Genomic DNA, 26033 nt, shown 5'->3' on the forward strand with positions numbered 1-26033 from the left:
GATTAAAAATTTAAGTTTGCTTCAGATTGACGGCACCCCCACTTTTTATACACCTAAAAAGTGGGGGTTGAGCATACAGAGACTTTATAAGTTCTCTGTTGTATTCCTCCGGTAGCATCATCAATAGCGCCATATAAAGCTAATTTTCCCATGTTAAGCAGCCATTTAAAGGGGCTGCAATCAATTTGCACTAACATTCCTGCTTGAGGTTTACGTTTTCTCCTTCTCTGTGTTTTATGAGTTTTTCTATGTTTTCTATGACTTTCAATACCAGCTAAGGATAAAATTCTATACACAGTAGGTTGACTAAGCATAATTCCCTCCCTTTCTTCAAGTAGATCTCTAAAGTGAGAAAAATTAGCATCAAAGTACACATTTTGTTTCAAATAGATGACCTTGTTGACAACCTCTGGAGGTGTGGCATTAGCAGGCTTGTGACCTTTATTTTTATGAATCACAAAAAACTCACCTTGTTCACTAACCCCCTTTTTCAATCTAAAGATTTGACGTTCACTTAGGCCTAAAGCCTGCGCAGCTTCCCTTGCTGTTAATTCCTTTCGATTGTTTTTTGAATGATAAATTAATTTTTGTAATTCCCTCTTTGTCATATTAATTTCTTCCCTTCTCCTTAAGAATAATAAGATTTTCTAGAAGAATTTTTAGGTTTTCGAGATTTATAATGAAGAGGGCCATTGATAGCTCTATGGACAGTGTGTGTTGAGATACAAAGTATTTTTGCAGTTTTAGAGATATTACAATTATTTTGCTCATAAACTTTTCTAACGACTTCTCTAGTTTTTTCAGGGGATATTTTTCTAAGCTCATGATATGTTATAGTATTCATAGAAGGCTGACCTGCCATCCTGGTAATTTGTTTATGGTTCTTTATTCTCTTTCTCTGCTTTTTCAAAGTGGTAAATATATTTATACCTATTTGAAGACTTTAAAACATCTTTTATTGTATGGATAGGTAAATGTGTAGTATAATGAAGGCAAGAGACGGAAAATTTTCTCTATGAGAATACAAAATACAAAAAACATTAAAATATAAAATGGCGTGGAAATTTATAGTAATATTATTCCAAAGAAAGGAGGTTTTTAATTGATCATCGGTCTTGATGTAGGAGGAACTAACATAGACGGAGTTGTCGTAGAAAAAGGCAAGATTATAAAAACCATAAAAAAACCTACAAATAGAGATAATTTATTCAACTCCATCTGGACTGCCCTTAAAGAACTGCTTTCAGGATATGATAATACTAAAATAGAAAGGATAAATTTAAGCACCACTGTGTCTACCAACGCCATAGTTGAAAATAAACTTTCTCCTGTAGGAATGATTATTCAACCTGGCCCAGGTTTGCCTTATGATTTTTTAGCCTGTGGTGATGGAAACGTATTTATATCTGGATATATTGATCACAGAGGCGAAATAATTAAAGATTTTAATTTGCTTGAAATAAAAAATGCCATTAAATTATTCAAAGAGAAAAACATTAAAGCTTATGCTGTAGTCACTAAATTTTCTATTAGAAATCCCAGTATTGAAATGAAGATAAAAGAAATTTTGGAAAATGACATACCAAACTCTTTTATTACCATGGGACATACTATATCAGGCAAGTTAAATTTCCCTCGCAGAGTATACACTTCTTATTTAAATTCAGCAGTGCACAGCATTTTTGATGAATTTTTAAGTAACATTAAGAAATCCTTAGAAAAAGAAGGAATAAATGCATCAGTATTTATATTAAAAGCCGACGGCGGTACTATGAATATGTCTACAGCAGAGAAAAAACCAGTAGAAACTATCCTATCCGGTCCTGCTGCCAGCCTTATGGGAATTAATGCCATGCTTCCTACCGATAAAGATGCAATATTACTAGATATTGGAGGTACTACTACCGACATATTTTTCCTTGCTGATGGAGTTCCTTTATTTGAACCGTGGGGAATAAGAATAGGCAAATATAAAACTTTAGTAAGAGCAATTTATAGTGTTTCCATAGGTTTAGGTGGAGATAGTAGTATTTGTGTTAGAAATGGCAGGATAAAAATAGGCCCCCAAAGGGAAGGGGTACCTTATGCTTTTGGTGGTCCCAAACCTACGCCTACAGATGCCATGATAACCTTAGAGTTGATAGATGAAAATGCATTTCGCTTCACTCACGAGAATGTTAAAAAAGCTTATGAAGCAATGACTTTATTGGGAAAAGAGTTAAATTTATCAGCAAAAGATATGGCAAAATTAATTCTCAGCACTATGGGAGATATTATTAAAAATAAAGTAGATGAGCTTTTACATGAAATAAATAGCCGTCCAGTTTATACTGTAAAAGAATTATTGTACGGGAAAAGAATCAAACCTAAGCTGATAAATATAATTGGTGGTCCTTCTAAAGTATTAGCCCCTGTACTTGAAGAAAAGTTTAATTTACCTTGCTATTACCCTAAAAACTATTCTGTAGCCAACGCTATAGGTGCAGCTTTAGCACGACCAACTACCGAAATTACAATGTTTGTTGACACTTCTAAAAAAACACTTTTTGTACCTGAATTAGGATTATATGAAAAAATAAGTGGAAATTATACTCTTGATAAAGCAAAAGAAAAAGCTTTGGAATTAGTCAAAAAATCTGCTCTATCGCTGGGCGCTTCTATTGAGGAAATAGAAGCTGAAATAGTAGAAGAAAGTAGCTTCAATATGGTGAGAGGATTTTATACTATCGGAAAGAACATGCGAATTAAAGCTCAGATAAAACCAGGACTTATCCAATAAATTGAGAGGTGAATGAGAATGATTAAAGCTAAAAATAGATTGGGCGTTGTATTCTTTCCTGCTTTTGACTGGGCTATTAATCCTACTCATCCAGAAAGAGAAGAAAGGCTCCTCTACACTCAAGATCAAATTTTTGAAGAAGGAATTGAAGACATTGAGGGAATTAAATTTTATAATCCAATCATTGCTGAAGAAAAAGATATTAACAGAGTGCATTTTGTAGTGCCAGATGTAAAATCTACAGTTACTCAATCTCACCTCATATCCGCTGGTGGAGCTATTAAAGCCCTTCAAGCAGTGATGGAAAAAGAAGTAGATAAAGCCTTTGCTTTAGTTCGTCCCCCAGGGCACCATGCTCAGAGAGTAGTTTATGGAGACAGAGGTTTTTGTATAATCAATGTGGAAGCAGTAATGCTAGAAAGAATAAGGCAAGAATATGGAAGTTTAAGAGTCGCCATTGTAGATACAGATTGTCACCACGGTGATGGTACTCAAGATATCTATTGGAATGACAAAGATACTTTGTTTATTTCTCTTCATCAAGATGGAAGAACTCTCTACCCTGGAACAGGATTTATAGAGGAATTTGGAGGCCCAGCTGCTTATGGGTACAATATAAATATCCCCTTACCTCCTGGAACAGGAGAAGAAGGTTTTTTATACGTATTAGACAATGTAGTAATACCTATTTTAGATGAATATAAACCTGATATAATACTAAACTCTGCCGGCCAAGACAACCATTATACAGACCCGCTTACCAATATGAACTTTACAGCTCAAGGATATGCAAAATTAAATGAACGACTAAATCCTAATATTGCAGTTCTTGAAGGAGGCTACTCTATTGAAGGGGCTTTGCCCTATGTTAATTTAGGAATAATATTAGCGATGGCAGGTATTGACTACTCTAGAGTGAGTGAACCAGATTATGATAAAGAGAAGTTAAAACAACCAAAAGATATTACAGAATATATTAAAAAATTGTCAGAAATAGTGTATAACCGCTGGAAAAATAAAGATGACTTGCGATTAAAAGAATTTAAAGATGTAAATTATGTAAAAAGACCTAGACGAGTGTATTATGATACAGATGGTATATTAGAAACACAAGTTCAAAATTTTAAAATATGTAACAACTGCTCTGGAGTAAATACAATTGAGTCAAAAAGTGATAGAGGATATCATATATTTGCTATAACTATTCCTAGAGATGCCTGCCCTAATTGTATTGATGAAGGATACAAACTGTATAAAAATGCTTCTTCTCATTATACAAATGTGTATTTACAAGATAGAGTAAATGATGAATATTATTCTAGGTAAAAACATTATAGTTCTTCTCCACTATCAGTGTTAAATTCGAAATAGCTGATACCAATTCCTCTGTTTTTTAGCTCATTTAATACTCCAAGCAAAATGGATGGCATCCATAAATATGAAAGTGTATATCTTTTCTAATGGCAACATAGTGATATTTTTAAAACCTCCTTCTTGGTTTTGTATATATTTTAATTCTTGCCAAGAAAGAGGTTTTTAATCAGTCTTCACAAAATTTTTACAGTCTCTCATTTATATTTTAAATTTGCTTATTATACTCATCAATGTATTTGCAATATTGCTCAAATCTTGTGCGGACTTTGATATTTCTTCTATTGCAGTTTTTTGCTCTTCTGTTGCGGAAGATATTTCTTCGGTTGAAGCGGCAGCTTCTTCTGTTACTGCAGCGATATTTTGTATCGAATCTAACATTTCACTTCTGCTTTGAGAAATTTTCAACATTGATTCATTGAGTTTATTAAGTTCTTCTACGATTCTATTTACTGCCTGCTGAATGCCGTAGAAAGTGTGAACTGTTTTTGCTAAAGATTCATTTTGTTGTTCTATAGAAGCACTTGCTTCTTCTACTACTTTATAAGTATCGTCAATATTTTGTTGTATTTCTTTTATAATAGCTTCGATATTTTTAGCGGCTTCAGAAGACTGATTAGCCAATTTTCTAACTTCATCAGCTACTACGGCAAAACCGCGACCGGCTTCTCCTGCACGGGCTGCTTCAATTGCAGCATTTAATGATAAAAGATTGGTTTGATCGGCTATTGTAGTTATTGTCTCAACGATTTTTCCTATTTCATGAGATTTTTTCTTTAGGTAGGAGGTAGATTCTTTCACTTTGCTGTGCATTTGTTCTGTGACTTTAGTCTTTTCACTTAATTCTTTTATATTTTCTAATCCAGTATTTGCTGCTTTTATTACAGAAGTAGTTTCTTTATTTATATTTTTTGAATTTTCCATTGTTACATCCAAATTTTGACTTAACAAATTGGTAATAGTTGCACCTTTTTCAGCTTCTTTTGCTTGTTCCTGCGCACCTTTTGCAATTTCTTCCATAGCTGCAACTACTTCATTTGTGATTTGCTCAGCTTTATTTGATGCAAAGGATACTTTTTTAGAATATTCGTATACAGAATTTGCGGCAGATAATACGTCGGCTACGAGGCTTTTTATACCATCTATCATAAGGTTAAAGCTTAAAGCCAGCTTGCCTATTTCGTCGTTTGATTTCACTTCTACTTCTTGTGTCATATCCCCATTTGCAGCTTTGCTCATTACTGTCATGACTTTTCCTATTTTTGAAGTAATATTTTTTGAGAAGAAATATGTTATTAATATTCCTATTAAAAGGCTTATTAAACTAAAAATTATTGCGTTGTCTTTGATTTGAGAAGTTTTTTCAGCAAGTTCTGAATAATCCATGGTTATTGCAGCTTTCCAACCAAAATTATTTAAAGTTTTTACAGATGCAAATTTATTTGTTCCATTGTCATTGTACTCAAAACTTCCTTCTTGCATAGAGAGAATCTTTTTGCCGTAATCGTATTTTGTTATGTAGGAAAATAAATTTTTATTATCTTTATCAGCAATTATAATGCCTTCATTAGAAATTAAATACACATTTCCTGTTTTCCCTACTTTTATAGAAGAAATCATGTTAGAAAGAGAATCTAAATTTATGTCAAAAGCCAAAACTCCTACGACATCAGAAGCAGCTGAAGTTAAAGAACTTCTAACGGCTTTTGAAACAGTAACTACTCCTCCATTTGTCCCATCATTGCTGTAAGGGCCAGTCCATATTATTGCATCCGGATTTTCAATAGCTTTTTTATACCATTCCTGGCTGGTAGGGTCATAGTTTGGGTCGAGGGGAAGGTCAGGAGATTGAATTATTTTTTTATCTGGTGTTGCAAAATAAATAAGAGATATTTTAGTACTTTTTGCTTTTAAAATGGTTGTAAATAAATCTTGTAAATTCTTTTTATTAGTTTCAAAATCACCTTGTCCTAAATTTAGAATTTGAGGATTGGTAGAGAGAATAGTAAGCTGAGTTTCAATATCATTTTTGAAAAGGTCTACATAATTATTTATTAGTCCTAATGTATCAGCATTAGAGAGGTTAATAGTATCTTGTAAAGTTTTTATTGATTTGCTTGTAGACATATAACCAGTGAAAGCAAGAGGAACGATTATTACAAAGGCTATGAAGGTCATTAGTTTAGCAAATATGCCGCTGCCACTGTTTGAAAGCTTTAGTCTAACGTTTGCCTTAGGAATTTTGAAAAACGAAATTTTAGAAAACCTTAGTTTTAACTCTTTCTTTTGAATTCCTTTTTGCCTTTTCATTAGTTAAACACCTCCAAAATGGGTGAATTAAGTTATGCAAGCGGTTGTATAAATATATTATACCACTGTTAGATGGATTTTACAATAAAATGTCGGAATTTGTATTTTGAGATCGTAAAAATTTTATTAAAATTTTATTGCTATTTAAGGTTTAAGGTGATATAATACACGTATAATATAATCGAAAGATTATATTGAACCAAAAATTCAAAGTGAGGGGATTATTAGTTATGTATCAAGACAAAGTGTTAGTGTGCAAAGATTGTGGAAAAGAGTTTGTGTGGACAGCAGGAGAACAACAGTTTTATGCGGAGAAAGGCTTTCAAAATGAGCCTGTAAGATGTAAAGCGTGCAGAGAAGCGAAAAAAGAAGAAACCATCAGTACAATGCTAGAAGAGACAAGAAAGCTTTTGGCATGAGCAGATAATCCCCTTACTTTTTCGCAAGAAAAGTAAAGAGGATTATACAAAAGACACCATTTTGGTGTCTTTTTTACACTTCAGAACTTTTTCCACATTGTTAAAAGCGAATTTAAAAGTTATTCACAAACTTATCCACATTATCCACAGATTTTTATTTCACAACATATTTTTTTCTTTCTAAAAAAATTTCCTGTCCTCTTTAAAGAAAAAAATATTGAAATTTTATTCATATGATATTATAATTATGAAAGCAAAAGGTCAGAAAATCTATTTGTAGCAGTTATTTATAATTGACATTTTTTATGAATTTACAAAATTTTTATAAAGAGGAGAGGAGAAGAAAAATGAATAAAAAAACATTATTTGTTTTCTTAACAATGACAATTATTTTGGGTTTAATTTTATCCGCTTGTGGCAACAAACCAGCTAATACTTTGGACAAAATTAAGGAAAAAGGCGTTATCGTAATGGGTACAAGTGCAGATTTTCCACCTTATGAGTTCCATAAAGTAGAAGGAAACAAAGATACAATAGTGGGGTTTGACGTTGATATAGCAAATGCCATAGCGAAAAAATTAGGGGTTAAGCTGGAGATAAAAGATATGGACTTTAAAGGGTTGATTCCAGCTCTTCAAGCTGGGCGCATAGATATGGCGATTGCTGGAATGACTCCAACACCGGAGAGGGCTAAAAGTGTTGATTTTTCAGACCTTTATTATGATAGTAAACAAGTGGTAGTAGTGCGTAATGACAGTCCTATTTCCAAATTTGATGACTTAAAAGGCAAAACTGTTGCAGTGCAAATAGGCACCACCTCTGAAGAAGCTGCTAAAAAGATACCGGATGTAAAATTGAAGCAGCTGAATCGTGTTGGAGACGCTTTTATGGATTTAAAGAATGGCAGATGTGATGCGATAGTATTGGAAAATACTGTAGCAAATGCATATCTCAAAGAATACAAGGACATGAAGATACTTAACATGAAAGAAATCAACACGGTAGAAAATGGTTCTGCTGTTGCAGTAGCTAAAGGAAATAAAGAATTAGTGAATATAATAAACGATGTGATAAAAGAGTTAAAAGCAAGTGGCGAATATGACAAACTTATAGATAAATGGTTTAAGCAATGATGAAATTTGGTGGAGAATTTTAAAAACAGTTCTCCACTAAAATTTTGCTGAAAGGAAGATTTTTATGAGTGTAAATCTTTTGAGCATGCTAAAATACAGTCATTTATTTGTAAGCGGCCTTCTCATGACTTTAAAACTCACCTTTTTAGCAGTGACTATAGGAGTTATATTAGGCCTGATTGTTGCTCTTATTAAAATGTCTTCTATAAAACCTATAAGCTTTATAGGAGCCAGTTATGTTGAAATTATAAGAGGTACTCCTCTTTTGGTACAACTTTTATTGATATATAACGGTCTTATGCAATTTGGAATAGATATACCAGCTTTTACAGCAGGAGTTTCTGCTCTTGCCATAAATAGCGCTGCTTATGTTGCAGAGATTATAAGGGCAGGCATACAAGCTGTAGACCCTGGGCAAAACGAAGCAGCTCGTTCCCTTGGCATGACTCATGCTATGGCGATGAGGTATGTGATAATTCCCCAGGCAATAAAAAATATTTTACCTGCTTTGGGAAATGAATTTATCGTGATGCTCAAAGAATCAGCTATTGTATCAGTAATAGGCTTTGCTGACCTTACAAGGCAAGCAGATATTATACAAAGCATTACTTATAAATATTTCGAACCTTACATCATAATTGCAGCCATATATTTTGTAATGACATTTATCTTTTCAAGACTCCTTGGAATCTTTGAAAGGAGGTTGAGGGCTGGTGATACTCGTTAAAGATGTGCATAAAACTTTTGGCAATTTAGAAGTGTTAAAAGGCGTAAGTTTAAATGTAAATAAAGGAGAAGTTGTTGTAATAATAGGACCAAGCGGTTCAGGGAAAAGTACCCTTTTAAGGTGTATAAACCTTTTGGAAGTGCCTACTAAAGGAGAAATCTATATTGAAGGGATCAAAATAAACGACAAAAAAGTAAACATCAATAAGATAAGGCAAAAAGTAGGGATGGTTTTTCAGCATTTTAATTTGTTTCCACACTTAACGGCTTTAGAGAATGTAACTTTAGCTCCTATTAAAGTGAAAAAGATGGACAAAAAAGCCGCTGAGAATATAGCTTTGGGCTTACTGGAAAAAGTGGGGCTTGTTGAAAAAAAGACGAGTATCCTATTAAGCTATCAGGCGGTCAAAAGCAACGACTTGCAATTGCAAGGGCATTAGCTATGCAGCCAGATGTCATGCTTTTTGACGAGCCCACATCAGCCCTTGACCCTGAAATGGTAAAAGAGGTTTTAAATGTAATGAAAGGATTGGCTAATGAAGGGATGACTATGGTAGTTGTCACTCATGAGATGGGGTTTGCGAGGGAAGTAGGAGATAGAGTCATTTTTATGGACGATGGAATGATAATTGAAGAAGGGACGCCAGAAGATATTTTCTACAATACAAAAAATGAAAGGACAAAAGAATTTATAAGTAAGATTTTATAAAAGCACTCCGAAAAGGAGTGTTTTTTGTTTCCACATATTGCAGGAATATTGTTTTTTATGTAGAATTATATTAAATAGAAGGATAATGAGAGGGGTTTGATACTATGAATATCACAGTAAGCGGTAAAAATGGCATGACAGTTACGGATGGACTAAGGGATGCGGTTATAAAAAATGTGAGCAAGTTAAGCAAATACTTTCCAGAAGATACTGAAGTGAGGACTGTTTTAAGTGTACAGAAAAACAATCACATTGCGGAAATTACAATACCTTTTAAGGGTATTATATTTAGAGCTGAAGAAGTCAGCGATGACATGTATGTGTCAATTGATAGGGTTGTAGACAAAATAGAAAAACAAATACTTAAACACAAGGCAAAGCTTAAAAATAGATTTGGTGCTAATGAGTCAATAAGGTTTGAAATTCCACCTGTTTATGAAGAAGCTAAGGGAGAAGAGGAAGAGGGTTCCTTTGAAATAGTTAAGACAAAGAGGTTCCCCATAAAGCCTATGTCACCTGAGGAAGCAATTCTTCAGATGAACCTTTTGGGACATAACTTCTTTGTATTTACAAATGCCGACACTGACACTATAAATGTCGTATACAAAAGAAAAGATGGGAAATATGGCTTAATAGAGCCAATAGAATAAAACTACATAAGAAGCAAAAAAATTGGGGATAGGCTCTATCCCCAATTTTTTTGTCTAAAAAGAAGGAATTTTAAATTTTGTATAGAATATATTTTTAGTGTGGACAAATTTTAATAGGGTGTGAAGATAATGGGTGAAATAACAAAAGATACAGTAAATTCGATGGAAGGGTATATAAATAAAATTCAAGGAGTACTATCCAGTAGGGTAGTTGTAGAGAATGGTGAAATAACAGAAATTCACGTGTTGGCTGACAGTACAAGGAATGCAAAGCAGATTGCAAGAGATGTGCAATCTGTCATAATGGCGCAGTTTGGAATTGATATAAATCACAAGATTGTCAGTGTAGCGCAAATTGATACTGGAGAAAATCTCCAAGGAGAACAGAGGGTTGTTTTTTCAAGCTATTCATTTATAAATAATGGACTTACCAGTGAAGCAAGAGTTATCCTCACAAGAGGCGATGAGGTTTTTGAAGGATATGCTGAAGGACCTAATACTGCAAGTAATAAATATAAAATAATTGCCAATGCTACTTTAGACTCTATTTCTAAGTTGATTCCCAAAAACCATTTATTTTTATTGGAAGATGTCGATATATTTAATATAGCGAAAAGCAGGATAATAGTTGTAGGGGTTACTCATGTGACAAATAACCAAGAAGAACTCCTTACCGGGTCTTGTCTTATAAAAAAAGATGAAGGGGAAGCTGTGGTAAAAGCCACATTAGACGCCGTCAACAGGCGTGTAATGTCAATTACGTCCCGTTAGTTTTTTAACACCCAAACCGCTTAAAAGTTGCTTAGCGTAGCGTTACCTGAAGCCTAAGGGCAGAAGAGTTATCACAGCAAAGGAGGGTTTCAGGATGAATAAAGCGACACTTATAAAGATATTGCTGGCTTTAATGGCACTTGCATTAGCAGGAGGTGCAAATTATGCATGGGGTTAAGCGGTTTGAGGTGTATTTTTTAAAGTAAAAATAGGAGGTTTATTATGCTTAACAAAAGAGTAAAAATATATATTTCTACAATAACAGTATTGGGTTTGTCTTTTATTATTTATTCTATACTAAACACACCTATAAATAGAATTATAGATATAATTTTATTTGGGTTATTTGCTATTTTAGCTGAATCAATGCCAATATATGTAACAAAAGAAATTACAGTATCTGTTGCATTTGCAGTTGATTTAATGGCTGTACTTATTTTTGGCCCATATGAAGGTGCTTTGATTGCTGCTATAGGTATTGGTTTTCAAATTGGAAAATATATGGATGGTAGAGTAAGACATATATTTAATTTTCCTTATTATAAAACATTATTTAATATTTCTCAATTAGCTTTAAGTGTTGGCATTGCTGGTTTAATATATGAATATACTGGAGGTATTCCAGGTAATTACATATATCCTCAACACCTTTTATCTGCAATATTGGCAGCAATTGTATATTATATTTTAAATACGTCTATTATAGCAATATTATTGTCTCTTTTGATGAATAAATCCTTCATCTACATTCTCACAAAGGACTTTAAATGGGCAGTTCCAAACTTTCTTTTTCTTGCCTTTTTAGGTATAGTTATGTCAGAAGCTTTTGTAAGAATAGGGTATATAAGTTTCATTTTACTCTTCATACCCCTTTTTATGATACGCTATATGTTTAAGCTTTACATGGATTCAAAGCAGTCTTATTACGACACAATAAATGTGCTTGTAAAGGCTCTTGATGCAAAGGATAAATATACAGCGGGTCATTCAAAAAATGTAGAAAAAATTGCGGCTTTACTTTGTAGAGAATTTGGTTTTAGTGAGTCTCACACTGAAATGGTGAGGATTGCATCACTTTTACATGACATAGGAAAGATTGGAGTAAAAGAAGAGGTTTTAAATAAGCCAGGGAAGTTAACTGATGAAGAATTAAGCATAATAAAAGAACATCCCCAAAAAGGCTATGAAATTTTAAGAGATGTTCCGGCTTTAAAGGAGGCCTCTCTATGGGTGAAATACCATCACGAGTGGTACGATGGAAGTGGGTATCCCGATGGCATAAAAGGTGACGAAATACCATTGGAAGCCCAGATACTTTCCCTCGCAGACGTTTTCGATGCTTTAGTTTCAGACAGGCCCTACCGAAAGGCTTTTTCACAAGAGGAAGCTTATAAAATAATTTTAGAACATGAAGGGACGCAGTTTAGCCCTAAAATAATAAACGCCTTTAAAAAAGCTTTTGAAAAGAATAGGGAGGAGTTTAAGCATGATATTTGATTCACTTAGTGCTTCTCTAATTTACGGAACTTTAAGAAGAGGAAAAATCAGCGGAATTGCTGATATTGACATAAAAAAACCCAGCCTTTTTATAGCTGCTTTTGTTTTGGAGTTTGGTATGTTAAACCTTGCTAATAAGTTTCACGTCATTATGGAATACCGGTCTTATATCCACTTCTTTGTTTATCTTTTGCTTTTCATAGGATTGTGGTACAATAGAGATAACAAGTATTTTAGAATAATAAGCATTGGAGTGCTTTTAAATTTTATCGTTATATTTGTCAACGGAGGAAGGATGCCTGTCTCTGTTGATGCTTTAAAGGCAGCGGGACTTAATAATCTCATCCCTGACCTTCAGGCAAATAAAATTGCTACACATCAGGTTTTGACAAGTTCTACACGGTTAAAATTTTTAGCAGATGTCTTAGTGTTGCCGAAACCTTATCCACTGCCCAAAGCCTTTAGCATAGGAGATTTTATAATGGCGACAGGCACATTTTTACTTGTTACAAATGCTATGCTTAAAAAGGTGAAAAATCATGACGGCACAAGAGCGAAGGAACAAAATAGTTGAAATTTTAAAGAATGCTAAAGAGCCTATATCCGGCTCTGACCTTGCTAAAAGGTTTGGAGTGACAAGGCAAATTATTGTGCAAGATATAGCTATTTTAAGGGCTAAAGGGATTAAAATATTATCCACTCCTCAAGGATATGTAATAGACACAGCAAAAGAAAACACTGTAAAAAGAGTTTTTGCTGTCAAACACGGATATGACAGGACAGAGGAGGAGTTAAATTTAATAGTTGACAATGGCGGAAAAGTGTTAGATGTAATTGTAGAGCATCCCTTCTATGGGGAGATAAAAGGGCTTTTAATGCTTTCTTCAAGGTATGATGTAAGTAAATTCATGGAGTTTGTAAAAGAAGGAAAAGCGACCCTTTTGTCTTCTCTGACGGATGGAGTGCATCTTCACACTGTTGAAGGGGAAAATAAAGAGGTACTAGATAGAATACAAAAGGTCTTAAAGGAAAAAGGCTTTTTAATAGAATAAGGACTTAACCACTTTAAAAATTTTTAAAAAGTGGTTATTTTATTATTGACAGGTGTATATACATCTGTGTATACTATAATTGTGAAAAGTAAAAAATGGGGGTTTTAACGTGAAGACAAGAGAAATTACTATTGGAGGGCTTTTAGCAGCACTATCCCTTATTATACCTTTGGCTTTTGGAGGAGTTTTAGGGATAGTTATTCCGCCTTTCTCAGCCACACTGGCATCCCATGTACCTGTAATGCTGGCAATGCTTATAAGTCCTGCAACAGCGGTATTTGTGGGTGTTGTATCTGCAATAGGATTTTTAATAAAATTGGGACCTGTAATAGCAGCAAGAGCAGCGGTTCACGCAGTGTTTGGCTATGTTGGAGCTAAAATGATACAAAGAGGATATTCTTTTCCCGTGGCGTTAGCTGTTACACTTCCAATACATGCTGTTTTAGAAGCAATTGTGGTGATGCCTTTTGGATTTGATTTTTACAAGGCTTTTGTGGTTGTAGGAGTAGGGACAATGATTCACCACACAATAGATTCTGCAATAGCATTGGCACTATTTTACGTATTAAATCCTATTTTGAAGTTTAAAGCTGTGGACATAAAAAATTAACCTTTTAAAAAGGAAACGTCTCATTTTGAGATGTTCTAGCTTGTTGACAAAGTATTATCGTTGTTGGCATTTTGCATCGTTTGCTCCGGTGATATCGCAGACTAAACTAGCGCTCGTCCTCGGGCTCAAGCGGGGTTCCGGGCACATTCGTCATCCTTGACTTATTGCCCGCCTCCGCCTTCCTTGGCTTCGGCCCCGCTTTCGCCTCTCAGCCTCGCTAAGTTTCCCGGCACTCAACTGAACGGCCTGGTCCATTCTCTTATTCTCCTTTTTTAACATTTTCGGTTGAGTGCCGGGCTATCAAGTCGCTACACTTATGCAAAATGCCAACATATCATAAAGAGTTTGTCTACAGTCTCAAACGTCTCATTTTGAGACGTTCTTTTTTGTGAAAATTGTATGAAGAGAGTGTAAAATATTCTTTAAAAAAACTGTTTTTTATTGTCATTGAGATTTCATAGTGATATAATATATAGTTGATTAACAATACCTTAGAAGGTGATAAAAATGTTAGGCTTAGTTGAAAAAATATTTGGCAGCTACAGTGAAAGAGAAGTTAAGAGATTGGAACCAATTGCCGATAAGGTTTTGTCATATGAAGATCAAATGGCAAGACTTACGGATGCAGAGCTTAGGGCGAAAACAGATGAATTTAAAAATAGATTGAAAAATGGTGAAACTCTTGATGATATACTTCCCGAGGCTTTTGCGGTGGTAAGAGAGGCCGCTTGGAGAACTCTTAAAATGAAACATTTTAGGGTGCAGGTGATAGGCGGCATTGTTCTTCACCAAGGACGCATTGCTGAAATGAAAACTGGTGAAGGTAAAACCCTTGTCGCGACATTACCTGCATATCTTAATGCTTTAGAGGGCAAAGGAGTTCACATTGTAACTGTCAATGATTACTTGGCAAAAAGAGACCGCGATTGGATGGGCAAGATATACGAGTTTTTGGGGCTGAGCGTTGGAGTAATACTTCACGATATGGGCCCTGAAGAAAGAAAAAAGCCTATGCTGCTGATATAACCTATGGAACCAACAACGAATTCGGTTTTGATTACTTAAGAGACAACATGGTTATATACAAAGAAGACATGGTGCAAAGAGAACTTAATTATGCTATAGTAGACGAAGTAGACAGTATATTGATAGACGAAGCGAGGACTCCTCTTATCATATCTGGCATAGGCGAAAAATCCACAGACATGTATAAGTTAGCCGACAGATTTGTGAGGACTTTGAGAAAAGATGAAGATTATGTAGTTGATGAAAAAGCAAAGGCTGTAAGTTTGACTGAAAAAGGTGTAGTTAAGGCAGAAAAATTTTTTGGAATTAAAAACCTTGCTGATATTGAAAATATGGAAATTTCTCACCACATTAACCAAGCCTTAAAGGCCCATGCTATAATGAAAAGAGATATAGACTATGTGGTAAAAGATGGTCAAGTCATCATAGTGGACGAATTTACAGGAAGGCTTATGTTTGGGAGAAGGTACAGTGAAGGCCTCCATCAGGCTATTGAGGCAAAGGAAGGGGTTAAGGTAGAAAGAGAAAGCAAAACTTTAGCCACCATAACATTCCAGAATTACTTTAGAATGTATAAAAAATTAGCTGGTATGACAGGTACAGCTCAAACAGAAGAGCAAGAATTTAGGGCTATTTATGGATTAGATGTTGTAGTAATACCGACTAATAAGCCGATGATAAGAATAGACCATCCTGATGTGATATACAAAACAGAAGAAGCCAAGTTTAAAGCTGTTGTTGAGGACATTGTAGAACATCATAAAAAAGGTCAGCCTGTTCTAGTTGGTACAATTTCTATTGAAAAATCTGAAAAATTAAGCGCCATGTTAAAGAAAAGAGGGATACCTCATCAAGTATTAAATGCAAAGTACCATGAAAAAGAAGCAGAGATAATAGCACAGGCAGGAAGAAAAGGAGCAGTTACAATTGCTACAAACATGGCAGGCCGTGGTACTGATATCCTTTTAGGAGGTAATCCTGAATTTATAGCTAAGAAAAAGATGCATGAGGAGGGCTACTCAAAAGAAATTATTAACGAAGCTGCAGGATATGGCCCTGTTTCAGGCGAGGAAGTTAAAAAAGCCCGCGAGAGATATTTTGAGCTTCTTGAAGAGGCGAAAAAAGAGACTGAAAAAGAACACGATGAGGTTGTAAAGCTGGGTGGGCTTTACATTATAGGTACTGAAAGGCACGAAGCTAGGAGAATAGACAATCAGTTGAGAGGACGTGCAGGCCGTCAAGGTGACCCAGGAGAATCAAGATTTTATATATCTTTAGAAGACGACCTTATGAGACTTTTTGGCTCAGAAAGAGTAAAGAACATGATGGACAGTCTGGGAATTGATGATGACCAGCCCATAGAGCATAAGATTTTGACAAAACAAATAGAGCAGGCCCAGAAAAAGGTAGAGGGTATAAACTTTGACACTAGAAAACACGTTTTGCAGTATGACGATGTAATGAACAAACAAAGAGAGATAATATATGCCCAAAGGAGAAAGGTACTTGAAGGTGAAAACTTAAAAGAGTCTATTCTTGAGATGGTAAAAAGTATAATAGAGAGAAATGTTGAGATATATACTGCAGGAAGTAAGTATCCTGAGGAATGGGATATAAAAGGGCTTTTAGACCATCTTTACGACATGTTCCTTGAAAAAGACAGCGTGGTTATTGATGTTGATATAGATAGGCTTGACAAAGAGGTTTTAACTGACATAATATATGAAGAGGCAGTAAGACAGTATGAGAAAAAAGAGGCAGAAATTGGTCCAGAACAAATGAGGGAAATCGAAAGAATAGTTCTTTTAAGAGTTGTAGATACTAAGTGGATGGACCACATAGACGAAATGGACCAATTGCGTCAAGGCATAGGCTTAAGAGCTTATGGACAAGTGGACCCTCTTATTGAGTACAAAAAAATAGCTTTTGATATGTTTGAAGACTTGATACAAAGCATACAAGAGGATACTGTTAAATTCTTGTATCACATTCAAATTAAAGACAATATGATTCAAAGAGAACAGGTGGCGAAACCTATTTCCACTAATGTAGATGCAGAAGAGAAAAAACAGCCAGTTGTTAAAGGCAAAAAAGTTGGCAGAAATGACCCATGTCCTTGTGGCAGTGGTAAAAAATATAAAAAATGTTGTGGTGCCAATATAAAATACTAAAAAGGAGAGATGCGGTTTGTTGCAAGACTACAAAGCAGAAGTTTCAAACATGATTGAAGAAGTAAAAGAAATGGGGGTTTCTCTTTGACATAGAAAGTGTCAAAAGAGAAATAGAAGAAATAGACAAAAAGATGTCTGATCCTGCTTTTTGGAGCGATATAAAAAAGTCACAGGAATTAGCTAAAAAACAAAAAGCCTTAAAAGAACTTTTAGAAGAGTACAATTCTCTTGTGTCAAAATGGGAAGACTTAAGTACACTTATTGAATTGGGTTTAGAAGAAGGGGATGAGTCGATAACTGATGAAGTAGACAAGGAATACAAAGAGCTCAAGAAAAAGTTAGAGGATTTAAAGATAAAAACCCTATTAAATGGCCCCTATGATAAAAACAATGCCATACTTTCTATTCATGCAGGCTCAGGTGGTACAGAGGCTCAAGACTGGGCGGAGATGTTACTTCGCATGTATACAAGATGGGCTAATGACAAAGGTTTTGAAGTAGAAACCCTTGACTATTTGCAAGGAGAAGAAGCAGGAATAAAAAGTGTCACTCTTATGATAAAAGGGCCTTTTGCCTATGGATATCTTAAATCAGAGGCGGGTGTTCACCGCCTTGTGAGGATATCTCCTTTTGATGCGGCAGGTAGAAGGCATACTTCATTTGCACTTGTGGAAGTACTTCCTGAATTAGAAAATGATATTGAAGTGGAAATAAGGCCTGAGGATTTAAAAATTGACACTTATAGGGCTTCGGGTGCGGGAGGACAGTATGTAAATAAGACGGAGTCTGCTGTAAGGATTACTCACCTTCCAACAGGCATAGTGGTTTCCTGTCAAAGTGAAAGGTCTCAGATTCAAAACAGAGAAACTGCCATGAAAATGCTTAAAGCTAAACTTTTGGACCTCATGATGAAAGAGAAGAAAGAAAAAATCGAAGACTTAAAAGGAGAGCACAGAGAGGCGGCATGGGGCAACCAAATAAGGTCGTATGTCTTCCAGCCTTATACCCTTGTTAAAGACCACAGGACAAATTATGAAGAAGGAAATGTCAATGCTGTAATGGATGGAGAAATAGATGGATTTATAAACGCTTATCTAAAGCAAAAATCACAAGGGATATCTTAAAAAGGTATCCCTTTAAATTTATGTGAGAAAGGGGTAAGTTATGGATAGAGTAAAAGAAACGTTAAAAAAAGAATTTAATCTTAAAGACTTTCAAGTGGAAAATACAATAAAGCTTATTGATGAAGGAAATACAATTCCTTTTATTGCAAGGTACAGGAAAGAAGCAACAGGAAGTTTGTCAGATGAGGTTTTAAGAAATTTTTATGACCGACTTACATATTTGAGAAACCTTGAAGAGAAGAAACAGGATACTATAAGGTTAATTGATGAACAGGGAAAACTGACAGAGGAGATAAAAGCAAAAATAGAAAATGCTACAACTTTACAAGAGGTGGAGGACATATACAGGCCTTTTAGGCCAAAAAGAAGGACAAGGGCGACCATTGCGAAAGAAAAAGGCTTGGAACCTCTTGCAAAGGTTATTTCTTCAAATGAGGTAACAGATGGGGATGTAGAGGAATACGCAAAGCCTTATCTTAATGAAAATGTTCCAACAGTTGAAGAAGCATACCAAGGGGCAATGGATATAATTGCAGAGGATATATCTGATGACGCTGATATAAGAAAATACATAAGAAGTTTTACGTGGAATAACGGAATTATAGTGACACAAGCGTTAAAACAAGAAAGGTCTCCCTATGAGATGTATTATGACTATAAAGAAGCTGTAAAGACAATACCGCCTCATAGAATACTGGCGATAAATAGGGCAGAAAGGGAAAAATACATATCTGTAAAAATTGAGATAGATAGTGAAAGGATAATAAATAGGCTTATAGAATCAAAAGTAAATAAAGCTTCAATATTTGCAGAGTATTATAAGAAGGCAATTGAAGATTCCTATAAAAGGCTTATTGCTCCTTCAATAGAGAGGGAAATAAGGAATACTCTTACGGAAAAAGCAGAAGAAAAGGCAATAATAGTTTTTAAAGAAAATCTAAAAAGTCTTTTACTCCAGCCGCCAATAAAAGGACATGTTGTCATGGGATTCGACCCTGCCTATAGGACAGGATGTAAAATTGCTGTTGTAGATGAAACGGGAAAACTTTTGGACACTGCAACAATCTACCCTACTCCTCCTCAAAATGATTTTGAAAATTCTAAAAAGGTTTTAAAAGAGTTAATAGAAAAATACAATGTCACTTTAATCGCTTTGGGAAATGGAACTGCTTCAAGAGAGAGTGAAATGTTTATAGCAGAGCTTATAAAAGAACTTTCAAGAGAGGTAAAATATGTGATAGTGAATGAAGCAGGGGCATCAGTCTATTCTGCTTCTCCAATAGGTACAGAGGAATTTCCTGATATAAACGTAAGTTTAAGAGGAGCTATCTCACTGGCGCGAAGGCTTCAAGACCCATTGGCAGAGCTTGTAAAAATTGATCCAAAGTCCATCGGGGTAGGACAGTATCAACACGATGTAGACCAGAAAAAACTGGGAGATGCTTTAAACGGTGTTGTAGAAGATTGTGTAAACAGCGTAGGAGTTGATTTAAACACTGCATCAGTATCTTTATTAAAATACGTTTCAGGAATAAATGCTGCTATTGCCAAGAATATTGTAGAATATAGAAATCAAATAGGGAAATTCACAAATAGGGAGCAGCTTAAAAATGTAAAAAGATTAGGAGAAGCCACTTTTACACAATGTGCCGGTTTTTTAAGGATTTTAGATGGAGACAATATTTTTGATTCAACAGCAGTTCACCCAGAGAGGTACGAAACTTTAGAAAAACTTTTGAAAAAATTTGGATATAAAAAAGAAAAATTAGATAGAAAAAAGTTAAAAGATTTTGCTAATTCTCTAGAAGAATACGGATTAGAGAGGATTTCAGAGGAATACGATATAGGACTTCCTACTCTTTATGATATAGTTTCAGAGCTTAAAAAACCTGGAAGAGATCCCAGAGAGGATTTGCCTAAGCCAATTTTGAGGTCTGATGTAATGACTATAAATGAGCTAAAACCAGGCATGGAGCTTATGGGAACAGTTAGAAATGTCACTGATTTTGGCTGCTTTGTAGATATAGGGGTTCATACTGATGGGCTTGTCCACATTTCTGAGATGTCTCAAAGCTACATAAAACATCCTCTTGATGTGGTTTCAGTGGGAGACATTGTAAAAGTGAGAGTTTTAAGTGTTGACATTGAGAGAAATAGAATTTCTCTTTCAATGAAATAAAAAAATTTTTTAATTAGTACCCACTAAAAATTTATTTCTTCCTCCGAAATTATATAGTGAAAATAAGGTAAATCAAACAAAGGAGGAAGAAGAGTATGAAGAAAATATTAGCTTTTGTGCTTATGGGGTTACTCGTTTTTTCTTCTGCTTTAACAGTCTATGCAAAGCCAGATAAGGCGAAACATGAGCTAAAAATTAAAACAGAAACTAAATTAGAGGCAAAAGGAGAAACTAAAAATAAGGTAGAAGTCCAAACGCAGACAAAATTAGAAGCTAGCGTGAAAGCTAAGGAATTTAAAGGGAAGGTATTTGTCAACAAAAAAGAGATTAAATTTGACGACGTACCTCCAGTGATAAAAGATGAAAGAACATTAATTCCTGTACGAGCTGTAATGAACGGCTTGGGAGCAAAAGTGGATTGGGATCGAGAGACTAAGACGGTTACTATTACAAAAGGCGATACAACAATTCAACTTGTTTTAGGTGAAACAAAAGTTTTAGTAAACGGTAAAGAATATACTTTAGACGTTCCGGCAATGGAAATAAGTAATAGAACATTTGTGCCAGTTAGATTTATATCTGAGATTTTAGGGGGAAAAGTAAATTACGATAAAGAAACAGGAGATATAGAAATTGAAGAAGAGAATCAAACGGAAATAGAAAATAATTCTGAGGAAAGTACAGTATCTCAGGATGTGTACGCAAATACAAATGAGACAGTCACAAACAGTGTATACGGCACCGATGAAGAAGTAGAGGGAAATGATTAAAAAATACATAGGCAATTGGATGTTGCAAAACCGGCAGTAAAATGCCGGTTTTTTGTATAGACAGTGCTTTTATTGACATGGCTTTGAATGAATACTAAGTAAAGTTAGATTTTTAATGAGATTCTAATGTTTTACAGCTTGATACTGCATGCACATCAATATATAATAAGAGAGAGCTATAAATTTACTGAGGTGCGGGTGGATGAAAATTAACAAAACTAACATAGTAAATTTAATTTTAATCGTCATTTTTGTCATTGCATTAATAGTGGCTATGGTGACTTTTGGGAAGAATTTAACTATACTAATTAACAGCCCCGATAAATTTAGACAGTGGATACACAGCTTTGGAAGACTTGGTATTATTGTATTTATAGGACTTCAAATACTTCAAGTGGTCGTATTTGTCATACCAGGAGAAGTAGTGCAAATTGCAGGGGGATACCTTTTTGGGACTTTTTTAGGCACTTTATATTCTGTCATAGGTATTACTATAGGTTCTCTTATTTGCTTTTTGATAGCCAGAGTTTTAGGTTATAATTTTGTGATAAGTATTGTTTCAGAGGAAAATTTGAAAAAATTTGATTATATTATAAACAATCCTAAAGGAGAAACTATTCTTTTTTTGTTGTTTTTTATACCTGGAATGCCTAAAGATGCCCTTTCCTACATTGCAGGAATTACACCGGTTAAGTTTTACAATTTTTTCATCATTACTCTTTTTGCGAGACTTCCAGGCATATTTTTTTCAGCCTATATAGGGGCAAATTTGGGAAATAAAAATTACTTTATGGCAGGTATCGTTGCAATTATCGCAGTATTATTGTTTTTAATAGGAATTTATAAAAAAGATGTCATAATGGAAAAATTAAAAAAACTTTAAAAAAGTAAGATTTGACGTGGTTGAACAGAAAAGTTTAGTGAATATGTTTTGTAAAGATAATGATTTCATAAAATTGTTTCTTTGTGCTATAATGTTAATATATAATGAATTCAGGGGGAATTATATGTACTTATTAAAAGGTGGAAAAATCCTGACAATGGCCGGCAAAATTTATGAAAAAGGAGACGTGCTCATCGACGACGGGAAAATTGTAGATGTTGGAGAGGATTTGATTGCTCCTTTGGATGCAGAAGTGATTGATGTTCAAGGCTTAACTGTTATGCCGGGCTTAATTGATGCTCATTGCCATCTTGGAATGTGGGAAAACGCTATGGGATTTGAAGGAGCAGATGGAAACGAAGCGACAGACCCTATAACTCCGCAACTTAGAGCGATTGATGGAATAAATCCAATGGATAAGTATTTTGAGGAGGCTTATCAAGCAGGGGTTACGACTGTTGCGACAGGTCCTGGCAGTGCTAATGTTATAGGAGGACAGTTTGCGGTTATAAAAACTTATGGTAAAAGAATAGATGATATGATAGTAAAAGAACCAGCAGCGATAAAAGTCGCTTTTGGTGAAAATCCTAAATCCGTTTACCATGAGCAGCATAAAATGCCTTCAACTAGAATGGCGGTTGCGGCTCTTTTAAGGCAAGAGCTTATAAAAGCTCAGGAGTACATGGAAAAGATGGAGCATGCAGAGGAAGACAAAAAGCCTGAAAGGGACTTAGGTCTTGAAGCATTGGTAAAAGTATTAAAGAGAGAAATTCCACTGAAAGCTCATGCTCATAGAGCAGATGATATTTTTACAGCTTTAAGAATTGCAAAAGAATTTAATGTAGATATAACCATTGACCATTGTACTGATGGCCATTTAATTGTTGATGAATTGGTGAAAGAAAATGCTAAAGTTATTGTGGGACCTTCATTGTCTGAAAGGTCAAAGATTGAGCTTGTAAATCTAAGCTTTAAGACAGCAGGTATTCTTTCAAAAGCAGGACTTACAGTTGCGATAATGACAGACCACCCTGTAATACCTCTCAATTACTTGCCTCTATGTGCTGCTTTAGCTGTAAAAGATGGTATGGATGAAATGGAGGCTTTAAAAGCCATCACCATAAACCCTGCGAAAATTTTAGGAGTTGACGACAGGGTGGGAAGCATTGAAAAAGGGAAAGACGCTGATATTGCAGTCTTTGATGGAGATCCATTGGAAGTGAAGACAAGGACAAAATATGTATTTATTAATGGGAAATTAGTACATAAAGCATAAACTGTCATGGGGCTATTTATTTAGAGGAGTCTGAATAAATAGCCTCATAATTTTTTATAACTTTAAAAAATTTTTTATGCAGTTTGAAATTCTATGATTTATTTTTATTCAGGCCATGTTTTATTTGGGGAATTTTTAAGGCTTTATCTTGGGATATTTGAATAATTATTTAAAACTTTACAAACAAAAGATTTTTTTAAATTATTTTTATACAAAACGTTTACATTAATTTACTGAGTTAAATTGCAAAAGTTATTTTATTGATTTATACTATAGGTGTATAAAGTTGATGGATAGGTAATATAGTAAAAGGGACAGAGGGGGTTATAGAGTTGGAGAAAAACACAAATTGCTTGCGAGTCTATTCTGAGATTGGAAAATTAAATTCTGTCCTCCTTCATAGGCCTGGTAAAGAATTAGAAAGGTTGACCCCTGAGTTTTTAAGTGAGCTTCTTTTTGATGATATTCCCTGGCTTAAAAGGATTCAGGAGGAACACGACAAATTTGCGCAAGCTTTAAAAGAAAACGGAGTGACAGTTTATTATTTAGAAGATTTATTGGAAGAGGTTTTACAGGATACTGGAATAAAAGAGTTTTTTATATATGATTTGGTTTCATATATGAATACTTCTTTAGAAGTTAAGAAAACAATTACAAATTTTTTAAAGGAAAGAACCCCCAAGGAAATAGTGGACTACGCTATTGCAGGACTTTTGAAAAAGAAGTGCATGAGGTGGAGCCTCAATCTTTGGTGGATTATGTCTATAAGGATTCCCCATTTTTTATAAATCCTTTGCCAAACTGCTATTTTATGAGAGACCCTGCTGCGGTCATTGGCAATGGTGTGATGATAAGCAGTATGAAGACAACTGCTCGAAAGAGAGAAGCCATGTTGCTTAAGTATGTTTTTAAGCATTCTAAGACTTTAAAAGTACAGGAGAATCTATTGTGGTATGATTATCGTTCAGAGTATCCTATTGAGGGGGAGACGTGTTAGTTCTCAGCAAAAAAGTAATAGCTATTGGAATAAGTGAAAGAACCTCCCCACAGGCAATTGAAGAAATTTCTCTTACTCTTTTAGAGAGAGGAGAAGAGTTACAAGAGATAATCGCTTTAGAAATTCCAAAAAAACGAACTTTTATGCATCTTGATACAGTTTTTACTATGGTGGATGTGGACAAATTTTTAATATATCCTGGTATAAAAGAAAAATTGAAGGTTTATAGGATTACAAGAGGAGAAAAGGGAACAATTAGAGTGAAGGTAGAAGAAGACTTTACAAAAGTTTTAGAGACTTCATTGGGCCTTGATAAAGTTAATTTAATTGAAAGTGGAGGAGGTGACGAGATAACAGGAGCAAGAGAACAGTGGAATGACAGCACGAATACCTTGGCCATTGCTCCAGGAGTTGTAATGGCATATAACAGAAATGAGATAACCAACACCACCTTAGTAAATCATGGAATAAAAGTTATTGAAATTGAAGGCTCTGAATTAGTGAGGGGACGCGGTGGCCCAAGGTGTATGTCGATGCCTTTAAAGAGAGAAGATATATAAACCTTTTGACTAATAGGGTAAGATAATATAAAATTAATAAAGTAAAATTACTAAAAGGAGGATGACTATGGCATTTAATTTAAAGGGCAGGAGTTTATTAACTTTAAAAGATTACACCCCTCAAGAAATAACATATATTTTAGACATTGCTAAACAAGTAAAAGCAGAGAGAAAAGCAGGGGTTGTACATCAAAGATTTTTAGGTAAGACTATTGCTCTCATTTTTGAAAAGAGGTCCACAAGAACGAGATGCGCTTTTGAAACTGCCTTTGGTGAAGAAGGAGGACATCCAGTATTTTTATCAACAGATGACATTCAGTTGGGAGCTAAAGAATCAATAGAGGATACTGCAAGAGTTTTAGGAAGAATGTTTGATGCAATAGAATTTAGAGGGTTTAAACAAGAAACCGTGGAAATTTTGGCAAAATATGCAGGTGTTCCTGTGTACAATGGTTTAACTGACGAATATCATCCAACTCAAGTTTTGGCTGACCTTATGACAATAGAAGAAGAATTTGGAAATTTAAAAGGAAGAAAGCTTGTATTTGTAGGGGATGGAAGGAATAACATGGCTAATACTTTAGCGGTAGGCTGCGCTAAGATGGGGATGCATTATGTGATTAATTCTCCAAAAGAATTGTGGCCTTCACAGGAGTTCATAGATGAAATCAGGCAAATGGCAGCTGAAAATGGAGGAACTTTTGAACTTACTAGTGTGCCAGGAGAGGGCCTTGAAGGTGCAGATGCTATTTACACCGATGTGTGGGCGTCAATGGGAGAAGAAGCAAAGGCTACAGAGAGGGAAGCTCTTTTGAGACCTTTTCAAGTGAATGAGGAAATGATGAAAAAGACAGGAAGAGAAGATACTATATTTTTGCATTGCTTGCCCGCAGTAAAAGGACAAGAAGTTACTTTTGATGTTATAGAAGGTAAACAATCCAGAGTGTGGGACCAAGCAGAAAATAGAAAACATACAATTAAAGCTGTGATGATTGCTACTCTGCTTTAAAATTGGTTACA

General features: G+C 34.8%; 18 protein-coding genes and 5 pseudogenes. 20 read left to right on the top strand and 3 right to left on the bottom strand.

The window, feature by feature from the left end; translation table 11 throughout:
- Positions 1-53: 53 nt before the first annotated feature.
- Both OEI98_RS02865 and OEI98_RS02870 read right to left on the bottom strand, forming a co-directional pair.
- Positions 54-608, bottom strand: coding sequence for a helix-turn-helix domain-containing protein (locus tag OEI98_RS02865; RefSeq protein WP_050749454.1), 555 nt, complete (start codon positions 606-608; stop codon positions 54-56).
- Between the two features lie 35 nt (positions 609-643).
- Positions 644-844 (bottom strand): annotated as a pseudogene (locus OEI98_RS02870) (IS481 family transposase); the annotation flags it as partial.
- A gap of 258 nt (positions 845-1102) precedes the next feature.
- Here OEI98_RS02870 and OEI98_RS02875 point away from each other — a divergent pair.
- Both OEI98_RS02875 and OEI98_RS02880 read left to right on the top strand, forming a co-directional pair.
- Entirely contained in the window at positions 1103-2779 is a 1677-nt protein-coding gene (locus OEI98_RS02875; protein WP_266039492.1) for a hydantoinase/oxoprolinase family protein, read from the top strand.
- A gap of 18 nt (positions 2780-2797) precedes the next feature.
- Positions 2798-4105 carry a histone deacetylase gene (locus OEI98_RS02880; protein ID WP_012994631.1) on the top strand — a complete coding sequence of 436 codons (1308 nt, stop codon included), beginning with the start codon at positions 2798-2800 and terminating at the stop codon, positions 4103-4105.
- 246 nt (positions 4106-4351) lie between these two features.
- Here OEI98_RS02880 and OEI98_RS02885 read toward each other — a convergent pair whose 3' ends face one another.
- Complete coding sequence (locus OEI98_RS02885; protein WP_266039495.1) at positions 4352-6460, bottom strand: methyl-accepting chemotaxis protein; 2109 nt, start codon at positions 6458-6460, stop codon at positions 4352-4354.
- A gap of 230 nt (positions 6461-6690) precedes the next feature.
- Between OEI98_RS02885 and OEI98_RS02890 the strand changes: the two are divergent.
- From OEI98_RS02890 to argF, 18 genes and pseudogenes are all read left to right on the top strand, one after another.
- Positions 6691-6887, top strand: a pseudogene (locus tag OEI98_RS02890) (zinc-ribbon domain-containing protein).
- A 339-nt stretch (positions 6888-7226) separates the two neighbouring features.
- Complete coding sequence (locus OEI98_RS02895; protein WP_003869297.1) at positions 7227-8012, top strand: basic amino acid ABC transporter substrate-binding protein; 786 nt, start codon at positions 7227-7229, stop codon at positions 8010-8012.
- Between the two features lie 64 nt (positions 8013-8076).
- A complete protein-coding gene (locus OEI98_RS02900; protein ID WP_266039499.1) occupies positions 8077-8739 on the top strand; it encodes an amino acid ABC transporter permease in 663 nt (220 codons plus the stop codon).
- Positions 8726-9447, top strand: a pseudogene (locus OEI98_RS02905) (amino acid ABC transporter ATP-binding protein). The gene OEI98_RS02900 and the pseudogene OEI98_RS02905 overlap by 14 nt, the downstream one beginning before the upstream one ends.
- 104 nt (positions 9448-9551) lie before the next feature.
- On the top strand, positions 9552-10097 hold the full coding sequence (hpf, locus tag OEI98_RS02910) for a ribosome hibernation-promoting factor, HPF/YfiA family (RefSeq protein ID WP_003869300.1): 546 nt from the start codon (positions 9552-9554) through the stop codon (positions 10095-10097).
- A 129-nt stretch (positions 10098-10226) separates the two neighbouring features.
- Positions 10227-10868, top strand: coding sequence for a hypothetical protein (locus OEI98_RS02915; RefSeq protein ID WP_019907397.1), 642 nt, complete (start codon positions 10227-10229; stop codon positions 10866-10868).
- Between the two features lie 222 nt (positions 10869-11090).
- Positions 11091-12365, top strand: a complete 1275-nt coding sequence (locus tag OEI98_RS02920) for an HD-GYP domain-containing protein (RefSeq protein ID WP_266039503.1) — start codon at positions 11091-11093, stop codon at positions 12363-12365.
- Positions 12355-12939, top strand: a complete 585-nt coding sequence (locus OEI98_RS02925) for a DUF5317 domain-containing protein (RefSeq protein WP_266039505.1) — start codon at positions 12355-12357, stop codon at positions 12937-12939. Before OEI98_RS02920 ends, OEI98_RS02925 begins: the two co-directional genes overlap by 11 nt.
- Positions 12905-13417: a transcription repressor NadR gene (locus OEI98_RS02930; RefSeq protein WP_074665586.1), complete on the top strand. Its 513-nt coding sequence runs from the start codon at positions 12905-12907 to the stop codon at positions 13415-13417. Before OEI98_RS02925 ends, OEI98_RS02930 begins: the two co-directional genes overlap by 35 nt.
- Positions 13418-13526: 109 nt before the next feature.
- Positions 13527-14027 (top strand): ECF transporter S component, encoded by a 501-nt coding sequence (locus OEI98_RS02935; protein ID WP_266039508.1) that lies wholly within the window; start codon positions 13527-13529, stop codon positions 14025-14027.
- 507 nt (positions 14028-14534) lie between these two features.
- Positions 14535-17224: pseudogene (secA, locus tag OEI98_RS02940) on the top strand (preprotein translocase subunit SecA).
- A gap of 16 nt (positions 17225-17240) precedes the next feature.
- Positions 17241-18348, top strand: a protein-coding gene (prfB, locus tag OEI98_RS02945; RefSeq protein ID WP_004400826.1) for a peptide chain release factor 2 whose coding sequence is annotated in 2 segments (ribosomal slippage) — positions 17241-17309 and positions 17311-18348 — 1107 coding nt in all. Because the reading frame shifts where the segments join, the coding sequence is not laid out codon by codon here.
- A 40-nt stretch (positions 18349-18388) separates the two neighbouring features.
- Entirely contained in the window at positions 18389-20527 is a 2139-nt protein-coding gene (locus OEI98_RS02950; RefSeq protein ID WP_266039511.1) for a Tex family protein, read from the top strand.
- A gap of 95 nt (positions 20528-20622) precedes the next feature.
- Entirely contained in the window at positions 20623-21297 is a 675-nt protein-coding gene (locus OEI98_RS02955; RefSeq protein ID WP_029688676.1) for a copper amine oxidase N-terminal domain-containing protein, read from the top strand.
- Positions 21298-21499: 202 nt separating this feature from the next.
- Complete coding sequence (locus OEI98_RS02960) at positions 21500-22180, top strand: TVP38/TMEM64 family protein (RefSeq protein ID WP_266039517.1); 681 nt, start codon at positions 21500-21502, stop codon at positions 22178-22180.
- A gap of 124 nt (positions 22181-22304) precedes the next feature.
- Positions 22305-23456, top strand: a complete 1152-nt coding sequence (locus OEI98_RS02965; protein WP_074592476.1) for an amidohydrolase — start codon at positions 22305-22307, stop codon at positions 23454-23456.
- A 332-nt stretch (positions 23457-23788) separates the two neighbouring features.
- Positions 23789-25013, top strand: a pseudogene (arcA, locus tag OEI98_RS14965) (arginine deiminase).
- Positions 25014-25080: 67 nt separating this feature from the next.
- Positions 25081-26022, top strand: a complete 942-nt coding sequence (gene argF, locus OEI98_RS02985; RefSeq protein WP_003866851.1) for an ornithine carbamoyltransferase — start codon at positions 25081-25083, stop codon at positions 26020-26022.
- Positions 26023-26033 lie beyond the last annotated feature (11 nt).

The organism is Thermoanaerobacter sp. RKWS2 (genome assembly GCF_026240795.1).
Lineage (GTDB): Bacteria > Bacillota > Thermoanaerobacteria > Thermoanaerobacterales > Thermoanaerobacteraceae > Thermoanaerobacter > Thermoanaerobacter ethanolicus.